The organism is Chryseobacterium sp. TB1-D10 (assembly GCF_059803555.1).
On record NZ_JAPFHB010000003.1, the window covers coordinates 162,165 to 181,471 of the forward strand.

The 19,307-nt window shown below is 34.5% G+C and carries 19 protein-coding genes; 14 read left to right on the forward strand and 5 right to left on the reverse strand.

Annotation, left to right across the window (positions count from 1 at the left end; genetic code table 11):
* Window positions 1-47: 47 nt before the first annotated feature.
* Together rdgB and OPU68_RS05225 are read left to right on the forward strand one after the other, a co-directional pair.
* Window positions 48-632 (forward strand): RdgB/HAM1 family non-canonical purine NTP pyrophosphatase, encoded by a 585-nt coding sequence (gene rdgB, locus OPU68_RS05220; protein WP_498472947.1) that lies wholly within the window; start codon window positions 48-50, stop codon window positions 630-632.
* 55 nt (window positions 633-687) lie between these two features.
* The gene (locus tag OPU68_RS05225) at window positions 688-1,605 is read left to right on the forward strand and encodes a ribonuclease Z (RefSeq protein ID WP_498472948.1); all 918 of its coding nucleotides are present in this window, start codon (window positions 688-690) and stop codon (window positions 1,603-1,605) included.
* 51 nt (window positions 1,606-1,656) lie between these two features.
* Here OPU68_RS05225 and OPU68_RS05230 read toward each other — a convergent pair whose 3' ends face one another.
* Together OPU68_RS05230 and OPU68_RS05235 are read right to left on the reverse strand one after the other, a co-directional pair.
* Entirely contained in the window at window positions 1,657-2,466 is an 810-nt protein-coding gene (locus tag OPU68_RS05230; protein WP_498472949.1) for a T9SS type A sorting domain-containing protein, read from the reverse strand.
* 610 nt (window positions 2,467-3,076) lie between these two features.
* Window positions 3,077-3,373 carry a hypothetical protein gene (locus OPU68_RS05235; RefSeq protein WP_498472950.1) on the reverse strand — a complete coding sequence of 99 codons (297 nt, stop codon included), beginning with the start codon at window positions 3,371-3,373 and terminating at the stop codon, window positions 3,077-3,079.
* 156 nt (window positions 3,374-3,529) lie between these two features.
* Between OPU68_RS05235 and OPU68_RS05240 the strand changes: the two genes are divergently transcribed.
* Window positions 3,530-5,962, forward strand: coding sequence for an alpha-ketoacid dehydrogenase subunit alpha/beta (locus OPU68_RS05240; protein ID WP_498472951.1), 2,433 nt, complete (start codon window positions 3,530-3,532; stop codon window positions 5,960-5,962).
* A gap of 10 nt (window positions 5,963-5,972) precedes the next feature.
* Here OPU68_RS05240 and OPU68_RS05245 read toward each other — a convergent pair whose 3' ends face one another.
* The gene (locus tag OPU68_RS05245) at window positions 5,973-6,227 is read right to left on the reverse strand and encodes a hypothetical protein (protein WP_498472952.1); all 255 of its coding nucleotides are present in this window, start codon (window positions 6,225-6,227) and stop codon (window positions 5,973-5,975) included.
* A gap of 384 nt (window positions 6,228-6,611) precedes the next feature.
* On the opposite strand from OPU68_RS05245, the gene OPU68_RS05250 reads away from it, so the two are divergent.
* The 7 genes from OPU68_RS05250 to OPU68_RS05280 all read left to right on the forward strand — a co-directional run bounded on the left by OPU68_RS05250 (window position 6,612) and on the right by OPU68_RS05280 (window position 14,619).
* The gene (locus OPU68_RS05250; RefSeq protein ID WP_498472953.1) at window positions 6,612-7,112 is read left to right on the forward strand and encodes a GbsR/MarR family transcriptional regulator; all 501 of its coding nucleotides are present in this window, start codon (window positions 6,612-6,614) and stop codon (window positions 7,110-7,112) included.
* A gap of 179 nt (window positions 7,113-7,291) precedes the next feature.
* Window positions 7,292-8,110: a hypothetical protein gene (locus tag OPU68_RS05255; RefSeq protein ID WP_498472954.1), complete on the forward strand. Its 819-nt coding sequence runs from the start codon at window positions 7,292-7,294 to the stop codon at window positions 8,108-8,110.
* A 148-nt stretch (window positions 8,111-8,258) separates the two neighbouring features.
* The gene (locus OPU68_RS05260) at window positions 8,259-9,149 is read left to right on the forward strand and encodes a TIGR01777 family oxidoreductase (RefSeq protein WP_498472955.1); all 891 of its coding nucleotides are present in this window, start codon (window positions 8,259-8,261) and stop codon (window positions 9,147-9,149) included.
* A gap of 209 nt (window positions 9,150-9,358) precedes the next feature.
* Window positions 9,359-9,883: an RNA polymerase sigma factor gene (locus OPU68_RS05265; RefSeq protein ID WP_498472956.1), complete on the forward strand. Its 525-nt coding sequence runs from the start codon at window positions 9,359-9,361 to the stop codon at window positions 9,881-9,883.
* Between the two features lie 11 nt (window positions 9,884-9,894).
* Window positions 9,895-12,258 carry a vWA domain-containing protein gene (locus OPU68_RS05270; RefSeq protein WP_498472957.1) on the forward strand — a complete coding sequence of 788 codons (2,364 nt, stop codon included), beginning with the start codon at window positions 9,895-9,897 and terminating at the stop codon, window positions 12,256-12,258.
* 102 nt (window positions 12,259-12,360) lie between these two features.
* Window positions 12,361-13,752, forward strand: a complete 1,392-nt coding sequence (lpdA, locus tag OPU68_RS05275) for a dihydrolipoyl dehydrogenase (RefSeq protein ID WP_498472958.1) — start codon at window positions 12,361-12,363, stop codon at window positions 13,750-13,752.
* 63 nt (window positions 13,753-13,815) lie between these two features.
* A complete protein-coding gene (locus OPU68_RS05280; RefSeq protein ID WP_498472959.1) occupies window positions 13,816-14,619 on the forward strand; it encodes a patatin-like phospholipase family protein in 804 nt (267 codons plus the stop codon).
* On the opposite strand, the gene OPU68_RS05285 is transcribed toward OPU68_RS05280, so the two are convergent.
* On the reverse strand, window positions 14,591-15,385 hold the full coding sequence (locus OPU68_RS05285) for an alpha/beta hydrolase family protein (protein ID WP_498472960.1): 795 nt from the start codon (window positions 15,383-15,385) through the stop codon (window positions 14,591-14,593). The two genes, OPU68_RS05280 and OPU68_RS05285, sit on opposite strands and share 29 nt — an antisense overlap.
* 136 nt (window positions 15,386-15,521) lie before the next feature.
* On the reverse strand, window positions 15,522-16,349 hold the full coding sequence (locus OPU68_RS05290; RefSeq protein ID WP_498472961.1) for an ion transporter: 828 nt from the start codon (window positions 16,347-16,349) through the stop codon (window positions 15,522-15,524).
* Window positions 16,350-16,467: 118 nt separating this feature from the next.
* Here OPU68_RS05290 and OPU68_RS05295 point away from each other — a divergent pair, with 118 nt between their 5' ends.
* The 4 genes from OPU68_RS05295 to OPU68_RS05310 are packed head-to-tail and all read left to right on the forward strand — an operon-like array spanning window position 16,468 to window position 19,278.
* Complete coding sequence (locus tag OPU68_RS05295) at window positions 16,468-16,923, forward strand: Xre family toxin-antitoxin system antitoxin (RefSeq protein ID WP_498472962.1); 456 nt, start codon at window positions 16,468-16,470, stop codon at window positions 16,921-16,923.
* A gap of 5 nt (window positions 16,924-16,928) precedes the next feature.
* On the forward strand, window positions 16,929-17,381 hold the full coding sequence (locus OPU68_RS05300; RefSeq protein ID WP_498472963.1) for an RES family NAD+ phosphorylase: 453 nt from the start codon (window positions 16,929-16,931) through the stop codon (window positions 17,379-17,381).
* A gap of 11 nt (window positions 17,382-17,392) precedes the next feature.
* Window positions 17,393-18,490 (forward strand): Nif3-like dinuclear metal center hexameric protein, encoded by a 1,098-nt coding sequence (locus OPU68_RS05305; RefSeq protein ID WP_498472964.1) that lies wholly within the window; start codon window positions 17,393-17,395, stop codon window positions 18,488-18,490.
* Window positions 18,491-18,492: 2 nt separating this feature from the next.
* Window positions 18,493-19,278, forward strand: coding sequence for a zinc ribbon domain-containing protein (locus tag OPU68_RS05310; RefSeq protein WP_498472965.1), 786 nt, complete (start codon window positions 18,493-18,495; stop codon window positions 19,276-19,278).
* Window positions 19,279-19,307 lie beyond the last annotated feature (29 nt).

The following is a 19,307-nucleotide window of genomic DNA, read 5'->3' on the forward strand; positions in this document are numbered from 1 at the left end:
TAAATCATAATCATTTATCACTTATCAACTATCATTTACAACAACATATGGAAATTCTAATTGCCACACATAACCTACACAAAAAAGAAGAAATACAACAAATCCTAGGACCAGAATTCATCGTGACAACGCTTACAGATTACGACCTGAACGACGAAATCATCGAGGACGGAAACACCTTCCAGGAAAATGCTCTCATCAAAGCAAAATACTGCTTCGAGAAAACCGGAAAGGGGAGTGTTGGCGACGACAGCGGATTGGTTGTGGAAGCCTTAGACGGACGACCTGGGATTTACTCCGCACGTTACGCCGGAAATCACAACTTCAAAAAGAACATCGAGAAAGTTTTAGAAGAACTGAAGGATGAACCAAACCGACGCGCCTATTTCATCACCGTTCTATGTTTCAAAGACAACGACGGCGAACATTACTTCGAAGGCAGAGTTTACGGAAACATTACGACAGAAGTTTTCGGCGAAGACGGTTTCGGTTACGACCCGATTTTCATTCCGGACGACCATAATATGACTTTCGCTCAAATGTTGCCAGAAGAAAAAAATAAAATCAGCCACAGAAGTGAAGCTTTGAAAAAATTCTTAGAATTCCTCAATTCTAAAGGGGGTCTTTTGTAATTTTTATGATGTTTTCGTATATTTACCCTTTTAATTTTCAATACAACCAAGAAAATTGAGTACATATCTTACCATTTTGGGATTCAACTCCGCAATTCCAACCATCAATTCCTCTCCAACGTCTCAGTTTTTGGAAATGGAAGAACGTCATTTCCTCATTGATTGTGGCGAAGGAACTCAGGTTCAAATGCGAAAAGCAAAAGTGCGGTTTTCCAAAATCAATCATATTTTCATTTCCCATCTTCACGGCGACCATTGTTTTGGTTTGCCGGGATTGGTTGCCTCTTTCCGACTTCTGGGAAGAAAAACCCCACTGAATATCTACGGCCCAAAAGGTATCAAAAAAATGATGGACACGATTTTCGAAATCACAGAAACATACAAAGGTTTTGAGGTCATCTATCACGAATTGGAAGGCAAGGAATCCGTGAAAATCTACGAAGACAAAAGGGTAGAGGTCTTTACCATTCCGCTCAATCACAGAATTTATTGCAACGGTTATCTCTTCAAAGAAAAACCAAAAGAGCGCCACCTGAATATGAAGGAAATCTCAAAACACAAAGAAATTGAGATTTGCGATTTCCAGAATCTGCGTTTAGGAAAAGACTTTGTTTCGGAAGATGGAAACGTCATCGATAATGCCTCATTGACGACTGACCCGCAACCTTCCGTTTCTTACGCATTTTGTAGTGACACCAAATACAAAGAAGACATCATCCCAATCATAGAAAACGTCGATGTCCTTTACCACGAATCCACTTTCTTGAATAACCTGAAAGAAATGGCAGATTACACCGGACATTCCACAGCTTTGGAAGCCGCAACGATTGCCAAAAAAGCACTAGTTGGAAAATTGATTTTAGGACATTTCTCAAACCGTTACAGCGACTTAAGCGTAATGACAGACGAAGCAAGACAGATATTCCCGAATAGTTTCCTCCCAAAAGCTTTAGAAACTGTAAAAATTGGATAAAAAAAGCTGCCTTTAATAGAAAAGACAGCTTAAGGTTAGAAAAAATTGTGATTATAGTTTAATTGTGTTTAGAGTTTGTATGCTTCCATTTTCCATAATCAATGAAATTACATAATTCCCTGCTTTCAAATTTGAGAGATTAATCTCTGTGTTTGGAGCTAGTGTTTTAATTTGTCTGCCCGACATATCTGTAACAGATATGGATTTTACACCGGTGATATCAGAAATCTTTAGAATATCTTTTACGGGATTTGGGTAAACTTTTATTTTCGAATTGGAATTAACATCAGATACTGCCAGGTTTTCTTTTTTAACCAAAAGACTATTTACTAAGACAGATGTCTGCATAGCATTTGGAGCTGTATTGTAAACCTTGATGCCAATGTAATAATTACCAGTCGTAGGAGGTGTGAACACAAATGCACTTGTCTCCTTTGTAGTAGTAATGCTTGCGTCTGTTCCAAAAATTGTCATTCCTGCATCTGTTGGTGATGTACCATATCCTACGCTTATAACGCGATTGTTGGTGCTGTTTGTGGCCCACGATGTGTATGCACCAGAATAAGGTTCACCTCCTGTCATAGCGAATGCTTGTGTAAAGATCCATGCAGAACCTACTGCTCCTGCTGGTAAATTATTGTTTAAAATTTTGTCACCGGCGGTAGTTCCATTGTTACCGTCTCCTGTGTAAGTGTTCCAGTTGTTGCCATTTCCACTGCTTGCAACTGTCCAGCATGCGGGTATTGCAGGTGTTGTCACATCTTCAAAATCATAACTTTTAGGAAATGTGGTGATAGGATCGCACTGTGCATTGGCATAGATCCCTAGAGCTAAAAAGCTAGAAAGTAGAATCTTTTTCATAGTCGTAAATTGTTTTAGAATTAAACATTGATTTTTTTGTTTGACTAAGATAGATCAAAAAGCAAGTGAAATTCACGCATCCTGTTTTGTAATAATTTATATTTAGATATTATACAATAAGAACCTTTTATAAGTTATAAATATTTAACAATAATTAGTTATTTTTAGTTTAATTGATATTTTTTTATCAATTATTTTAAGATTTAATTGGTGATTTGTTAGAATGAATTCCGAAATTATTCATTTGCAAGAGAATGTGTATTTAATAATTTTGCCCAAAAATCATTTTATTTTTTTTAAAACAATAACAATATTGCTATTAAGATGATCTTTATTTTGTTAATAAGTGCATAATAACAAAAACTGACTTTTATGTTAAGTTATTGTAAGTCAATATTTTAAAATTTTCATCAAAAACCTCTGATATTTCTTTAAAGTAAAAAATATGACCTAAAATTTATTCTAATAATAATGAATTGAAATATTTAAATATCAATTAAGTATCTGCTTAATATATATTGTTAGAAAAATTGATAAAAATACCTTCTCAATAAGAGGAAGAAATAAAAAGGTGATCATTTTTTCTAAATGATTAAAGATGGAATTTTGTCTAGTCTACTACATCAATACTGACAATACATACAGCAAGTAATATAAATAGGAGAGCAATAAAAAAAAGAATGTCTGCTGAGTTTTCTAAAATATGCGATCGTTTTGGCTGTTTAGATTTGATAGCGAGGAAAGATAAAGTACAGCTCAAAGTCAGACAAAAAATAGCTCCAACAGTAAACTCATCAAGATAGGAAGAGTGTTTGAATTTAGAAATTTTCAAAGAGGTAATAATTACTAAACAGAATCCAAGCAGATTGGTGGAAGCGTTTAGAATATGTGGTGCAGTTTTTTTCATTTATTAAATTTTCTTGATTCAAAAATATCCAATAAATCATTGTAAAATAGATATTTATTAAATTTTAATATTATATAGAATTATCTTTTTTTTCACAAAATATGAAATTAATAAAAATTTCATTAAAAAAATTTATATTTGTCAAAATTCTAAATTATGCAAACAACCTATATAGAAACTCAGCAAATCTCATTTCAGGACTTTAAAAACAGTATTTTGGAAGACTATCGTTTGGGAAGAATCTCACGCGAGATGTCTTATTTGGGAAGACGAGAAGTTCTCACGGGTAAAGCAAAATTCGGAATTTTCGGTGACGGAAAAGAATTACCGCAGTTGGCAATGGCAAAAGTCTTCAAAAATGGAGATTTCCGTTCCGGTTATTACCGCGATCAAACCTTTGCTTTGGCAATTGATGCAGTTTCTGTGGAAAGTTTCTTTGCTCAATTATATGCAGATACCAGTGTGGAGAGAGAACCAGCGTCTGCCGGAAGACAAATGAATGGGCATTATGCCACAAGAAGTTTGAACGCTGACGGAAGTTGGAAGGATTTAACCGGCCAAAAAAATATTTCATCTGATATTTCTCCTACAGCAGGACAGATGCCGAGATTATTGGGATTGGCTCAGGCTTCAAAAATTTATAAATCAGTTAAATTTGAAGGTTCTGAGAAATTTTCAAAGGAAGGAAATGAAGTAGCTTTTGGAACTATTGGTGATGCTTCAACAGCTGAAGGTCATTTTTGGGAAACTTTAAACGCTGCTTGTGCTTTGCAGGTTCCAATGATTATTTCGATTTGGGATGATGGCTACGGGATTTCGGTTCCTACGCAAAATCAAAGAGCTAAAGCTGATATTTCTGAAATGCTTTCCGGTTTCCAGAGAAAAGCTGACGAAAAACAGGGTTGTGAAATCATTCAGGTGAAGGCCTGGGATTATCCGGCTCTGATGGAAGCTTACGCAAAAGCAGAGCATTTCGCAAGGTACGAAAGCGTTCCTGTAGTAATTCATGTTACGGAAGTTACTCAGCCTCAAGGTCATTCGACTTCCGGATCACACGAGCGATACAAAAATCAAGATCGACTGTTATGGGAAACAGAATTTGACGGAATGGTGAAATTCCGAGAATGGATTTTAGATTACAGCATAGAAATCGAAGGAAATGATGAGTATTTAGCTTCGGTTGAAGAATTGGATACAATCGATTCTGAAGCCAAAAAATTGGTAAAAGATGGTCAGAGAAAAGCTTGGGAATCGTATCAAAAAACTATTTCAGATTTGAAAAATGAAGTTTTACCATTTATAGAATCTGTTAAAAATCAAAATGTTGAAGTTGCTCAATTAATTGAAAACTTTAATAAAATAATTTCTATAAGCAAAAGAGATATTTTCCATTTGGTGAGACAATCATTATTAATTACAAGATCGCAAAATTCGCCCGAAAGAAACGCTTTAAAATCAAAATACGAAGAAATCTATAAAATCGAGAAAGACAATTATTCGTCCCATTTATATTCTCAATCCGAATGGAAAGCGACTAACGTCAAAGAAATCAAACCAATCTATTCTGAAGCTTCGGAAGAAGTAGACGGTAGAGTTGTGGTGAGAAATAACTTTGATAAGATTTTTGAAAAATATCCGCAAGCTTTGGTTTTTGGTGAAGATGCAGGAAATATTGGTGATGTCAATCAAGGATTAGAAGGACTTCAGGAGAAATATGGTGAAGTCAGAATTGCTGATACTGGAATCCGAGAAGCCACTATTCTTGGACAAGGAATCGGGATGGCGATGCGAGGTTTGAAACCAATTGCTGAGATTCAATATCTGGATTATATTTTGTACTGCCTTCAAGGAATGAGTGATGATCTGGCAACTGTACAATACAGAACCAAAGGTGGACAAAAAGCGCCCGTAATCATCAGAACTCGTGGGCATAGGCTGGAAGGCGTTTGGCATTCTGGATCGCCAATGGCTGGAATTCTGAATCTATCAAAAGGAATCAATATTCTGGTTCCAAGAAATCTGACAAAAGCGGCAGGTTTTTACAATACAATGCTACAAAGCGACGAGCCAGCTGTGATTGTAGAATGTTTGAATGGCTATAGACTGAAAGAAAAGCAACCGGATAATTTAGGTGAATTCACACTCCCAATTGGAAAAATTGAAGTGACCAAAGAAGGGAAAGATGTGACCCTGGTTACTTACGGATCTACTTGGCGAATAGTTACAGAAGCTGCAAATGAACTGGAAAAATTAAGAATCTCTGCAGAAGTGATTGATGTTCAATCATTAATTCCGTTTGATTTAACTAATGAAATTGCAGAAAGTGTGAAGAAAACAAATCGCTTAGTCGTAATTGACGAAGATGTTGAAGGCGGAACTTCAGCATTTATTCTGCAGCAGATTTTGGAAAAACAGAAAGCTTTCAAATATCTGGATTCCGAACCATTGACGATTTCGGCAGAAAATCACAGACCGGCGTATGCAAGTGACGGCGACTACTTCAGTAAACCATCTTCTGATGATATGATTGAAAGAGTGTATGCAATGTTTAATGAAATCAACCCGCAGAAATATCCACCGATTTATTAATATATAATATTTAAAATATACCAAAAAAGCCTTTTGAAGATTCAATTTTCAAAAGGTTATTTTTTTGCAGATCTTCTATAAAAAGGTCTTCGTTTTCATGACGGATTTCCATTTTTTCAAAAGTCCTTTTTCGATAAGCATAACCTTCCATAAAGTCCTTATTATCTTTCCATTGCTGCAGATCCATTTTTCTCATCCAACTAATAAATTGAAAATGAGAATCTGTTCTAAAACTCTTGTTCCGTTTTATTAAAGTGTATTTCATGTGTTAATTTTGAGCAAATTTATTAATTATAATGAATTATTGTTATTAAATATCAATTAAATTAAATATTTGTATGAATACTGGTTTTTTCAACTATTAAATTCAGATTAATTCCATCCTTTGACTGATGATAATTTATCCAAATGTGTAATTATTATTAAAATTAATTTATATTCTTATCTTAAATTCAAGCCTAATCTGAAATGAAATATAAATTAAAACAATCACAGCTTCCAATAATATCACTATCAGTTTATATATTTTACTTTCAATAATTATTGAAAATTCGAAAATATTAATTACATTTGTACAAAGAATCAATCTTTACAAAATGAAACGTTGAAAACTTAACATTTGACAATAAAAATAGTAGAAAATTACAAAATGAAACTCGACGAAGCCAAAGAAAAATACATCCAAACCTGGGGAACATTTGCCACCAGCTGGGGAATCAACAGAACAATGGCGCAGGTTCACGCTTTGCTTTTAGCAACTGGAAAACCTTTATCTACAGATGAAGTGATGGAACAGTTGGAAATTTCCAGAGGAAATGCGAATATGAATCTTCGAAGTTTGATGGATTGGGGAATTGTAAAAAAAGAATTTGTGAAAGGAGATAGAAAGGAATATTTCTTTGCAGAAAAAGATGTCTGGTTTCTTTTCAAACAAATTACAAAAGAACGCAGAAAACGAGAAATAGAACCAGTTGTAGCATTTTTAGAAGAACTGAAAAATGTGGATGATGATTCAGAAGAAGCAAAAGAATTCATCAAGTTGATGGATGATTTTGGAAATGTGACCAACAAAATCAACAATATTATGGATTTAGCGATAAAAAGCGACGACCATTGGCTGGTTGGCAAAATCACCAACTTGTTAAAATAGAAAGGAAATTATTTTCCTTTTTTATTTCAGATTAAGTTTCAAAAATTACTGAAAATATAAAAATATTAATAATTATGAAGAATCTAATATTTAAAATCATAATGTTCTTTCTTTTCAGAAATAATAAAAGAACAAAAGCTGATTTTCTGAATTTATAATTAAGTCCAAAACCCAACATAATGAAAACACTGCAAAACCACATTCTCATTTACGACAACGATTATCCAATATGTAATGTCTATTCCAAAGGATTTATAAAAAGCGGAATGCTTGATGAGAATGGAAGAGAGTCCTTCTCAGAAATCTCTCCCGAAATCAAAAATAAGATTGATTTTAATCGTTCAAAAAATGAGATTGCTTTGATTAATACTAAAGAAAATAAAGTTATTTATGGATTAGAAAGTCTTTTAACTATTATAGGAAATTCTTTCCCGACGTTGGAAAAAATTGCCAGAACAAAACCTTTGTATTGGTTTTTCCAGAGACTTTACAAATTCGTTTCTTACAACAGAAAACAAATTATTCCTGCAGCAAAAGATTTGACAAAGGACAATTGCGTTCCGGATTTCAATCTCAAATACAGACTTTTCTATCTTGCATTTGTTTTAATGTTTTCCGCTTATGTTTTGGGATTTTATAATCAAAGATTATTTCCTGATTTTAAGAATAATTTTGGTTTGGAGTTTTTTATTTGTTGTATGCAAATTATTTGGCAGAGCTTATTTATGGGAATTTATTTCAAAGACAGAATCTGGGATTATCTTGGGAATATGATGACAGTTTCTTTGATTGGAACATTACTTTTAATTCCAACTTTATTCTTTCATTTTAATCAGATTTTCTATTTCATTTACTTCGGAATTGTAGTGTTCATTATGTTTTTGGAACATTTGAGACGATGCAGAATGTTGAAATTCGGAATTGTTCCAACGATTTCCTGGATGATTTTCAGAATCACTTTCGGAGCAGTTCTCTTATATATAGTTTCGAATATTTAAGTGATTTGGGCGCCTTTATCCGTCCTCCATTCCCGCTATTTTTTTGCCAATGCTTATCCAGCCACAAAAAAATGAGCTCCATTCAGGCCGGGGCGCGCTTCGCAAAAATTAAACGTTCTCTATTGAAATTAATCATAAAACAAAAACAATGAAAATAATCATCGCAGCCGGAACTGGATTCTTAGGCAAAAACTTAGAACAATATTTCCTCAATAAAAATTACGAAATCAAAATCCTGACCCGAAACCCGAAACGTGAAAACGAAATATTTTGGGATGCAAAAACAATTGGAGATTGGAAAAATGAATTAGAAAATGCTGATGTTCTGATAAATCTTACAGGAAAATCCGTGGATTGCAGATACTACGAAAAGAATAAAAAAGAAATCTTTGATTCCAGAATCTATTCCACAAAAGTTCTCCAACAAGCAATCGATGAATGTCAAAATCCTCCAAAATTATGGCTTAATGCAAGTTCTGCAACTATTTACACACATTCAGAAAAGCATCTCAATACAGAGAAAAACGGAATCATCGGCGACGATTTCTCAATGAATATCTGTAAATCCTGGGAAAAAGAATTCTTCAAAACTAAAAATCAAAATATCAGAAAAGTTGCACTTAGAACTTCCATTGTTTTAGGAAAAAATGGTGGTGCATTTCCAAAATTTAAACAAATCTCAAAACTTGGTTTAGGAGGAAAACAGGGTCGAGGAAACCAAATGATGAGCTGGATTCACATCGATGATTTTTGTGAAGCCGTCAATTTTGTTATTGAAAATGAAAATCTAGAAGGTGCAATCAACATCACAGCGCCAAAACCTTTATCCAACGAAGAAATGATGAAGCAACTCCGTGAAAAGATTAAAATCTCTTTTGGAATTCCAAGTCCCGTTTGGTTGCTGGAAATTGCATCAATCTTCATCAAAACAGAAACTGAACTGATGTTGAAAAGCCGAAATGTTTATCCGGAAATTTTACTGGAAAATGGATTTAAATTTCAATATGATAACTTCGAAAAAGCATTAGAAAAGCTATAATAATAAATCAATTAAACACTTCGACTCCGCTCAGTGTGACAAACTAAACGTTGTAATTTATCAATGTTAGTCTGAGTGGAGTCGAAGACTTTTAATTAAATAACTAATTTCAAAACTTTGGAAGCTGACTTTCAAAGTTTTTTCATAAATTTTCAAATTAATTCCAACCTTTTTTAAACTATTGCATCTTTCCTTATAAACGCCGGAATATGGAACACGAATTATACATAAGATGCAAAAATAAAGACCGCAACGCACAGCGGAAACTTTATGAAGAATACGCAGGACGGTTCTTTGCAACCTGCAAACGTTACCTGAAAAATGACGAAGATGCGGAAGAAGTTTTAGCCGACTCCTTCTACATTATTTTCACAAAGCTTGAGCAATTGAAAGAATTCCAGGTTTTTGATGCTTGGGCCAAGAAAATTGTGGTGAATCAATGTCTCCAGAAACTGCGCAAGAAACAGCCGTTTTCGATTTCGATTGAAGAAAATTTCGTGGATTTGGCCGAAGCTGAACCGGAAAATATTGTTGAAGAAAGAGGCATTTTGTCACTTCTCAATTTCCTTCCGGAAGGCTGTCGCACGATTTTCAATCTGTTTGCGATGGAAGGTTATCCACACAAAAAGATTGCGCAAATGCTATCTATTTCGGAAGGCACGTCCAAATCTCAGGTGAATTTTGCCCGCAAAAAATTGCAGGAACTGGTGAAACTTCAAACAATTAATTCTTAAAGTTTAAAAAAATGGAAAATCAAGATATCGATAAAATGTTCAATGATGCCGGGAAATCGGCGGAAGAAAATCCAACATTTCCTTCTTTTGAAAAGGTTTGGGAAAAAGTTGAAGAAAGATTGGAAAAGAAAGAACAAAAGAAAAGAATCATTCCTATTTGGTTGCCTTATGGTTTGGTTGCTGGATTGGCTTTGACGTTTGGCGTTTTATATTTCACGAAAGATGATAAGGTAAAAATTGAACCCCAAATTGCATCGAACGATTACGGTAAACCAATCAACCCAAATCAAATAGAAACTCCAAAAAAAGTTGAGGAACTCAATAAAACTTTTAGAGAGAATTTGTCGAAAAGCCCAGTCAGACCATCGGAAGCAAAAGATATAATAGCATATCAAGAGGTTCCAAATTCGACTGTAGTTTCTCCACCAATGATTTTTCATAATGCTTCTCCTGAGGCTGAAGCAATTGCTCCGAAAGTTCAGTACGAGGTAAATGAAGTGAAGGATGAAGTTTTAATGGATACTTCGGCTAAAGGCAATTATGTTTACACTGAAAAGGCAAAAGATATTGAACCTGTTGTTGTAAATGCGATGGGAATTAAAAGGGAGCAAAAAAGTTTGGGTTATGCAACTACCGATGTCAATTCTACTTTGATGGGAAAAGTTGCTGGTTTACATGTTTCTTCAAATCAAGATAGTCCGGGAAGTTCCCCAAATATTGTGATTCGTGGCATCACATCTTTAAATCAGAATAATCAACCTTTGTATGTGATTGACGGAATACCTTATGAGAAAACCAATTTGGAAAATATCGATCCCAATAAAATAAAGGATGTCCAAGTTTTAAAAGATGCTTCTGCAACTTCACTTTATGGAACACGAGGAAACAATGGCGTTATTATCATCAAAACAAAAGGTCTTTCCAAAAACGAAATCTATCTTCTGAATAATCCAAAAACTGTCCAAAATCAAGAATCTTATGACGAGTGGAAAGAAAATAAATTCGAGTTGGCGAAGGCAGAACCTCTTTCTACTTTTTCAATTGATGTGGACAAAGCATCTTATTCAAACGTTAGAAGAATGATAAACAATGGCGAGTCTGTGGATAAAAATGCGGTGAGAATCGAAGAAATGATTAATTATTTTAATTACGATTATCCTCAGCCAAGAAACAATGAGCCATTTTCAATTAATACCGAATATAACGACTGTGCCTGGAATCCCAAACATAAAATCCTGAAAATAGGTTTACAAGGTAAAACTTTGAATGATAAAGAATTACCAGCTTCTAATTTGGTTTTTTTAATTGATGTTTCAGGCTCTATGAATGAGCAAAATAAATTGCCGTTGTTGAAAACCTCGTTTAAGATTCTTTTGGATAAACTTCGTCTGCAAGACAAAGTGGCTTTGGTAACTTATGCCGGAAGTGCAGGTGTAGTTTTGGAACCGACTTCGGCAAAATATAAAGAGAAAATCCTGACAGCTTTGGAAAATCTCAGCGCTGGTGGAAGTACGGCTGGAGGGGAAGGGATTGAGTTGGCTTATAAACTAGCTCAGGAAAATTTGGTTAAAAATGGAAATAATAGAGTTATTCTGGCAACCGATGGCGATTTCAATGTTGGAATTTCTGATAATTCCGAACTTCAAAAATTGATTGAGCAAAAAAGACAATCCGGAATTTTCCTAACCTGTCTTGGGTTTGGAATGGGAAATTATAAGGATAATCGTTTAGAAATGTTAGCTGACAAAGGCAACGGAAACTACGCCTACATTGATAATATGCAGGAATCCAATAAGTTTCTTGGAAAAGAATTTGCCGGAAGTATGTATGCGATTGCGAAAGATGTAAAGATTCAAATTGAGTTTAATTCAAAGTTTGTAAAGTATTATCGATTAATTGGTTATGAAAACAGAAAACTAAATAATGAAGATTTTAAAAATGATAAAATAGATGCCGGAGAATTGGGAATTGGTCATACGGTAACAGCGATCTACGAAATCATTCCTGCAGGTTCAGATTCAGAATTTATTCCTCAAGATGTTGATTTGAAACATTCTAAAAACGATTCTCAGAATGAATTTGGAGACGAACTTGCAACTGTGAAATTCCGTTATAAAAATCCGGATGAAGATGTAAGCAAAGAATTAATTCAGACCATCAAAGATTCTAAAAATCACATTAATAATGCTTCTTCAGATTTCAAATTTGCTTCGTCTGTTGCTTGGTTTGGATTGGTTTTGAGACAATCGGAATTCATCAAAGATAAAGACCTTAACAAAATCATAGAACTTGCAAAACAGGGAAAATCAAATGACGAAGACGGCTATCGTTCAGAATTTGTAAGACTGATTGAAAGCTATAGGCAATTAAAGTAATCTTCTAATATTAAATTTTTGAAAAGCAACTCCAAGAGTTGCTTTTTGTCATATTATGCTTTCAATAATTTTCCGTAAATTCGCTAAAATTTTTTAATCACAATGAACTACGATATTATTGTTATTGGAAGCGGACCTGGCGGTTATGTGACTGCAATCAGAGCTGCTCAATTGGGTTTCAAAACAGCCATCATCGAAAAAGAAAATCTTGGCGGAATCTGCCTTAACTGGGGTTGTATCCCAACTAAAGCGTTATTGAAATCTGCTCACGTTTTCAATTATCTGAAACACGCTGAAGATTATGGTCTTAATAAAGTTGAAAATCCAGGATTCGATTTCACAAAAGTAATCCAGAGAAGTAGAGGTGTAGCTTCTAAAATGAGTAGTGGTATTGCTTTTTTGATGAGAAAAAATAAAGTGGATGTCATTATGGGAACGGCTACTGTGAAAGCTGGCAAAAAGGTTTCTGTAACAGATTCTGAAGGAGTTGTAAAAGATTATGAAGGTAAAAATATCATCATCGCAACCGGAGCTCGTTCCAGAGAATTGCCAAATCTTCCTCAGGATGGCAAAAAAGTAATTGGATACAGACAGGCATTGTCTCTTCCTGAGCAACCAAAATCTATGATTGTTGTAGGTTCTGGTGCTATCGGAATTGAGTTTGCTGATTTTTATAATTCAATGGGAACTAAGGTAACTGTTGTAGAATTTTTACCGAACATCGTTCCTTTGGAGGATGAAGAAGTTTCAAAACACGTGGAGAAATCTCTAAAAAAATCAGGGATTGAAATCATGACCAACGCTTCCGTAGAATCTGTTGATACTTCAGGAAATGGCGTAAAAGCCAGCGTGAAAACGGCTACCGGAAATATTACTCTGGAAGCTGACATCTTGCTTTCTGCTGTCGGAATTGCTTCAAACGTTGAAGGAATCGGACTTGAGGCGGTTGGAATCAAAACTGAAAAAGGAAAAGTCCTAGTCAACGAATGGTACGAAACTTCTGTTCCAGGATATTACGCCATTGGTGACATCATCCCAACTCAGGCTTTGGCTCACGTGGCTTCTGCGGAAGGAATCACTTGTGTTGAGAAAATCAAAGGTCTTCACGTAGAGGCTATCGATTACGGAAATATCCCAGGTTGTACTTACTGTCATCCAGAAATTGCTTCTGTTGGTTTGACTGAAAAACAAGCTAAAGAAAAAGGTTACGAAATCAAAGTTGGTAAATTCCCATTCTCAGCGTCCGGAAAAGCTACGGCTAACGGCGATGTAGACGGATTTATCAAAGTGATTTTTGATGCTAAATACGGCGAGTGGCTTGGTTGTCATATGGTTGGTGACGGTGTTACCGATATGATTGCTGAGGCAGTTGTTGCAAGAAGACTGGAAACAACTGGTCACGATATCATCAAATCTATCCACCCGCACCCAACATTGTCAGAATCTATTATGGAAGCTGCTGCTGCTGCGTATGGAGAGGTGATTCATATCTAAGATTAACAAAATATTAATAAAGTAAAACCGCAGATTCTTCTGCGGTTTTTTTATTTTTACTTAATGGAAAATTCGAAAATAGGATTGGTTTTATCTGGAGGTGGAACGCGTGGGTTGGCTCACGCAGGCGTTTTGAAGTTTCTTAAGGAAAAGAATATCGAACCTGATATTCTATCTTGCTGCAGCGCAGGATCTATTGTTGGATCTTTATATGCTGTTGGAAAATCTCCGGAAGACATATTGGATTTTTTTCAATCTATTTATTTCTTTCATTGGAAACACTTTACTTTCAATCAGCCGGGATTTGTTTCTTCCATTATTTTTCTCAATTATCTGAAGCCTATTTTTCAGGATATGACGATTGGGGATTTGGATAAAGATGTCAGAATTGTTGCGACAGAACTGATTACGGGTCAGCAAAAAGTCTTTGAAAAACATTACAAAGTTGTAGACGCAATTATTGCTTCGTCCTGCATTCCTGGGATTTCCACACCTTATTTTATCGGAAAGGAAATGTATAGTGACGGTGGTGTTCTTAATAATTTTCCGGCAGATGTCATTAATAATGAATGTGATAAGATGATTGGTGTTTACGTGACACCACCTCAGGATGTGGAGGAACAGGATCTTCGGTCGATAAAGGCTGTAACCACTAGAGCTTATGAGCTTTTATCTCATAGAACAGAGATTTATAAATTTGCTTATTGTGATTGGTTTATTACTTCCAAAAAATTATCCAGATATGGTATTTTCGAAAGGAAACCACAAAGTATGCTGGAGATATTTAACATAGGATATGAAGAAGCTAAACGGTCTTTTACAGATAATGAAGAAGAGTTTACTGCAATGTTTTTAAAAAAGGAATAATGGCCTGCCAGTTTTCTTCCGCATCATCATAAAATGCAGAAAGAGCAATGGTTCCGTGGTGACCTTTTGTTTTGGAAGGTAGATAGAAACGTTTCTTGGATTTTACCGAATTGTAAATTGGCTTCCAGGAAGATTCTTCATTTCTTGCCGAAGAAGTGTAAACTGGAATTGTCACATTCTTTGCAAATTCAGAAATATTTTTATTCTCGATTTTAAAATATTCTCCCGGGGAATAAGCGATAAGAGCTTTGTAGTCTTTCGGGTATTTTGCTGCCATGTAAAATCCTAATGATGCTGAATAAGAACTTCCCCAATAAATTATTTTTCTGGATTTAATTTTATTTTTAGCATAATCAAAAGACGCTTCCAAATCAGGAATTACATCTTCAAAAGCTGTGGATTTTCCTTGTTTTAAGGCTTCTTTTTGAGTAAGATTTATTACTTGATTTAGCATGTCGCCGGAACGAAGGTCAACCGCTAAAACATTGAATCCCAAATCTACCAATCGTGGAGCAATACTTCTAAATTCGCCTCTGCTGAAACCCGCCTGATGATAAAGAATAATGAGCGGTCCTCTTATGCTGTTGGTGGAGTACAAGTCAGCATAAACTTTCAATCCATCTGATGTTTCAAAGTTTACAGTTTTGTAAGTGTGATGTTTGACATCTAATATATTTGGAATAGGGTTCGAAATTGATGCTGCAGATGAGCAGTTGAATAAACAATTTACAAGAATAATCCAAAATATGAAATTAAAATTTTTCATAACACCTTGTTTAAATTATTTTATGCCTGTAATTATATATTATTTTCTATTCACCAAATATAACTCATTATTTTTAATAATTTCTATGATAATATTAATTTAACTTTAATTATTTTGAAATTTATTTTTATTCTTATTAAATAATTTTCTCGCCACAAATTTTGCAAAAACGTGCATTCTCGTCATTGTCTTCGTTTCCGCATCTATTACACTGAAAATTGTTTTTCTTTTGCTTTCGGAATTCTGATGTGACGATTCCTGTCGGAACAGCAATAATGCTATATCCGCAAAGCATTACAATTATGGATAATATTTTCCCAATGGGCGTTGCCGGAGAGATGTCGCCATATCCAACCGTTGTAATGGTTACAACCGCCCAATAAATACTTTGTGGAATGCTGCTAAATCCGTTTTCGCCATTTTCAATCAGGTACATCAGTGAACCTATAATGATGATGAAAATAGCCATAAACAGGAGAAAAATATAAATTTTTCTGGAACTGTGCTTTAATGCTGAAACGATGAATTTGCCATCCTGCATATAGTCTGCGAGATTGAAAATCCTGAATATTCTCAGCATCCGTAGCATTCTAATGATTGCAACAAAATGCCAAATCGGAAAGAATAAACTGATATAAAATGGAATTATGGACAGGAAATCGATAATTCCTAGCGGGCTGAGTATGTATTCTTCCCTGTCCTTTATACAGATAATTCTCAAAATATATTCTATCGTAAAAATTATTGTAATAAAAAACTCTGCGTAATAAAATGCTTTGTAATATTCTAATTGGAAAATTGGAATTGTTTCTATCATCAGCAAGGCAGTGCTGATGAGAATCAGAATAAGTAAACAAATGTCAAATATTTTTCCGGCCTTTGTGTCTGATAAATAAACTATTTCATATATTTTCTTTCGCCATCCATCTTCCGGGATGAGATCGAACTCGGGTTTTATTTTCATTTTTTTAAATTTAAATGGAAGGTAATAAAAATAAATATGTAAAGTAAATAAAAAATTAGACAAAAGTCTTTTTTGTATAGACAAAAGTCGTATATTTGTGGGAGGAAAATATTAGAAAATGAAAAAATACAAAACAACAGATACGACAAATACTATTGCAGAACCAGTAGCTGTTTACGGTTATCATAATTTTGATGACGGCGGTATTTTCAGAATGATCGAAATCGCCGAACGTGGTATTTCTTTTAAACTTTTTGATAACCTAGTAAAAAAGTTTCCGTTTAGTTTTCAGGAGTGGGCTGGTTTTCTTCATATCTCTGGAAAAACTTTGTCTCGTTATCAGAAAGAGGAAAAAACTTTTGATACATTACAATCGGAGAAGATATTACAAATAGAAATGCTTTACAAAAGGGGAGAAGAAGTTTTTGGTTCATCAGATTATTTTTTGATTTGGCTGCAGGCAGAAAACTTGGCTTTGGGCAAGACAAAACCGCAAGACCTGATCGGTAGCAATTTTGGGATCTCTCTTCTGATGGATGAGCTTACCAGACTAGAACACGGTATTTTAGCATAATATCGATGATTGTTTACAGGCTTTCAAAAGAAATTTATGCTAATGATCTTTCCGGAAAAGGCGCAGAAATAGCTGGCGGAAGGTGGAACAGTAAAGGAAATGCAGCTTTGTACACAGGACAATCTATTGCACTTTGTGTTACAGAAATTGCCGTTCATATTCCGCTTGGGATCATCCCGAAAGATTTTAGATTAATTCATATTGAAATTCCCGATATTGAAGTTTTTGAACCGAAAAGATTTCCTAAAGATTGGAACACTTTTCCACATCTGGACAGCACTCAGAAAATTGGGGATAAATTTCTTAAGGAAAATAAATTTCTGGCAATGAAGGTTCCGTCTGCGGCGGTTCAAGGAGAATTTAATTATATTATCAATCCTCGGAATATTGATTTTAAAAATGTCAAAATCAAGAAGATGGAGAAATTTACTTTTGATGACCGACTGTTTATCAAATAAATATTTAATTAATGAAAATCAATGAATTTATAAAGGAGTTCGAAAAACTGATTCCGATAAGACAAGCGGAAGATTTTGACAATGTCGGTTTGCTTTGCGGAAATCCAGAAAGAGAAATTTCCGGAATTTTGGTAGCTCACGATGCTTTGGAATCGGTTATTGACGAAGCTATTGAAAAGAGCTACAATCTTGTGGTTTGTTTTCATCCGATTATTTTTTCTGGATTAAAATCAATCACTGGAAAGAATTATGTTGAGAAAGCAGTTTTAAAAGCTTTGGAAAATAAAATTGCAATCTATGCGATTCACACAGCTTTTGACAATGATTATTTTGGTGTCAATTATAAAATCTGTGAAGTTCTGGGATTGAAGAATCAGAAAATATTGATGCCGAAACAAAACCAGTTGAAGAAATTGGAGGTTTATGTTCCGGTTGATTCGGCTGAGAATTTAAAAAATGCTTTGTTCCAAGCTGGTGCTGGAAATATCGGTTTTTATGATGAATGCAGTTTTTCTATTAATGGAAACGGAACTTTTCGTCCATTGGAAGGTTCGAATCCTGTCACTGGAAATCATAACGAAAGAGAAAATGCGGACGAAGTTTTGGTTTCTGTGATTTTCGAAGATTTTAAGAAAGACCAAATCCTTTCTGCGATGAAACAAAATCATCATTATGAAGAAGTCGCTTATCAATTAATTTCTCTGGATAACGAAAATCATTACACAGGTTTGGGAAGATTCGGAGATTTGGAAACTGAAATGGATGAAGAAGATTTCTTACAGTTTGTAAAGGAAAAATTTGACCTTAAAGTGATTAAACACAGTTCTTTAATTAATAAAAAAATTAAAAAAATTGGCGTTTTAGGTGGAAGTGGAGCAAGCGGAATAAAGTCTGCATTATCTTCAAAATGTGATGTTTACCTCACTGGCGATGTGAAATATCATGACTTTTTTGCGGCGGAAGACAAAATGTTGATTTGCGATATCGGACATTTTGAATCGGAACAATTTGTAACTCAACAATTATTTGAAATATTGTCCGAAAAATTCACTATATTTGCCATCGCAAAAACGACTAAGAAAACAAATCCTGTTAATTATTTTATATAGATATGGCTGATAAAAAAGTAAACGAAATTTCTGTTGAAGAAAAACTAAGAGCACTTTACGATTTGCAGATCATTGATTCCCGTCTGGATGAGATCCGCAACACAAGAGGCGAATTGCCAATTGAAGTAGAAGATCTTGAGATAGAAATTGAAGGTCTTAACAAAAGAGCCCAAAAATTCGAATCTGAAATTGCTGAGCAAAATGCAGAGATCAATGAGAAAAAAGATCTTATGAAAAGCGCTCAAGTATTGATTGACAAATATAAAACGCAACAAGATAACGTTAGAAACAACAAAGAATTCGAAACTTTAGCAAAAGAGGTTGAATATCAGGAATTGGAAATTCAACTGGCTGAAAAGAGAATCAAAGAATTTGGAGGTAAAATAGATCACAAAAAGGAAACTTTAGCTGACCTGACGTCTAAAATTAATGAGCTTAAAAACCACTTGGTTCACAAGAAAAACGAGTTGGAAAACTTGGTTTCTGAAACTCAAAAAGAAGAAGATTACCTATTAGAAAAATCTAAAGAATTTGCTGAGAAAATCGATCAGAGATTGTTGGTTTCTTACCAAAGAATCCGTCAGGGTTCATCAACTGGTCTTGCAGTTGTAGGATTGGAAAGAGGAGCACCAAAAGGATCTTTCTTCACAATTCCACCACAAAAACAAATGGAAATTGCTCAGAGAAAGAAAATTATTATCGATGAACATTCCGGTAAAATCTTGGTGGATGACGAGTTAGTTAACGAAGAAACTGCAAAGATGGAAAGCATTATCAAATTCAACTAATTGAATTGATTTAAATATAAAAAAAAGAC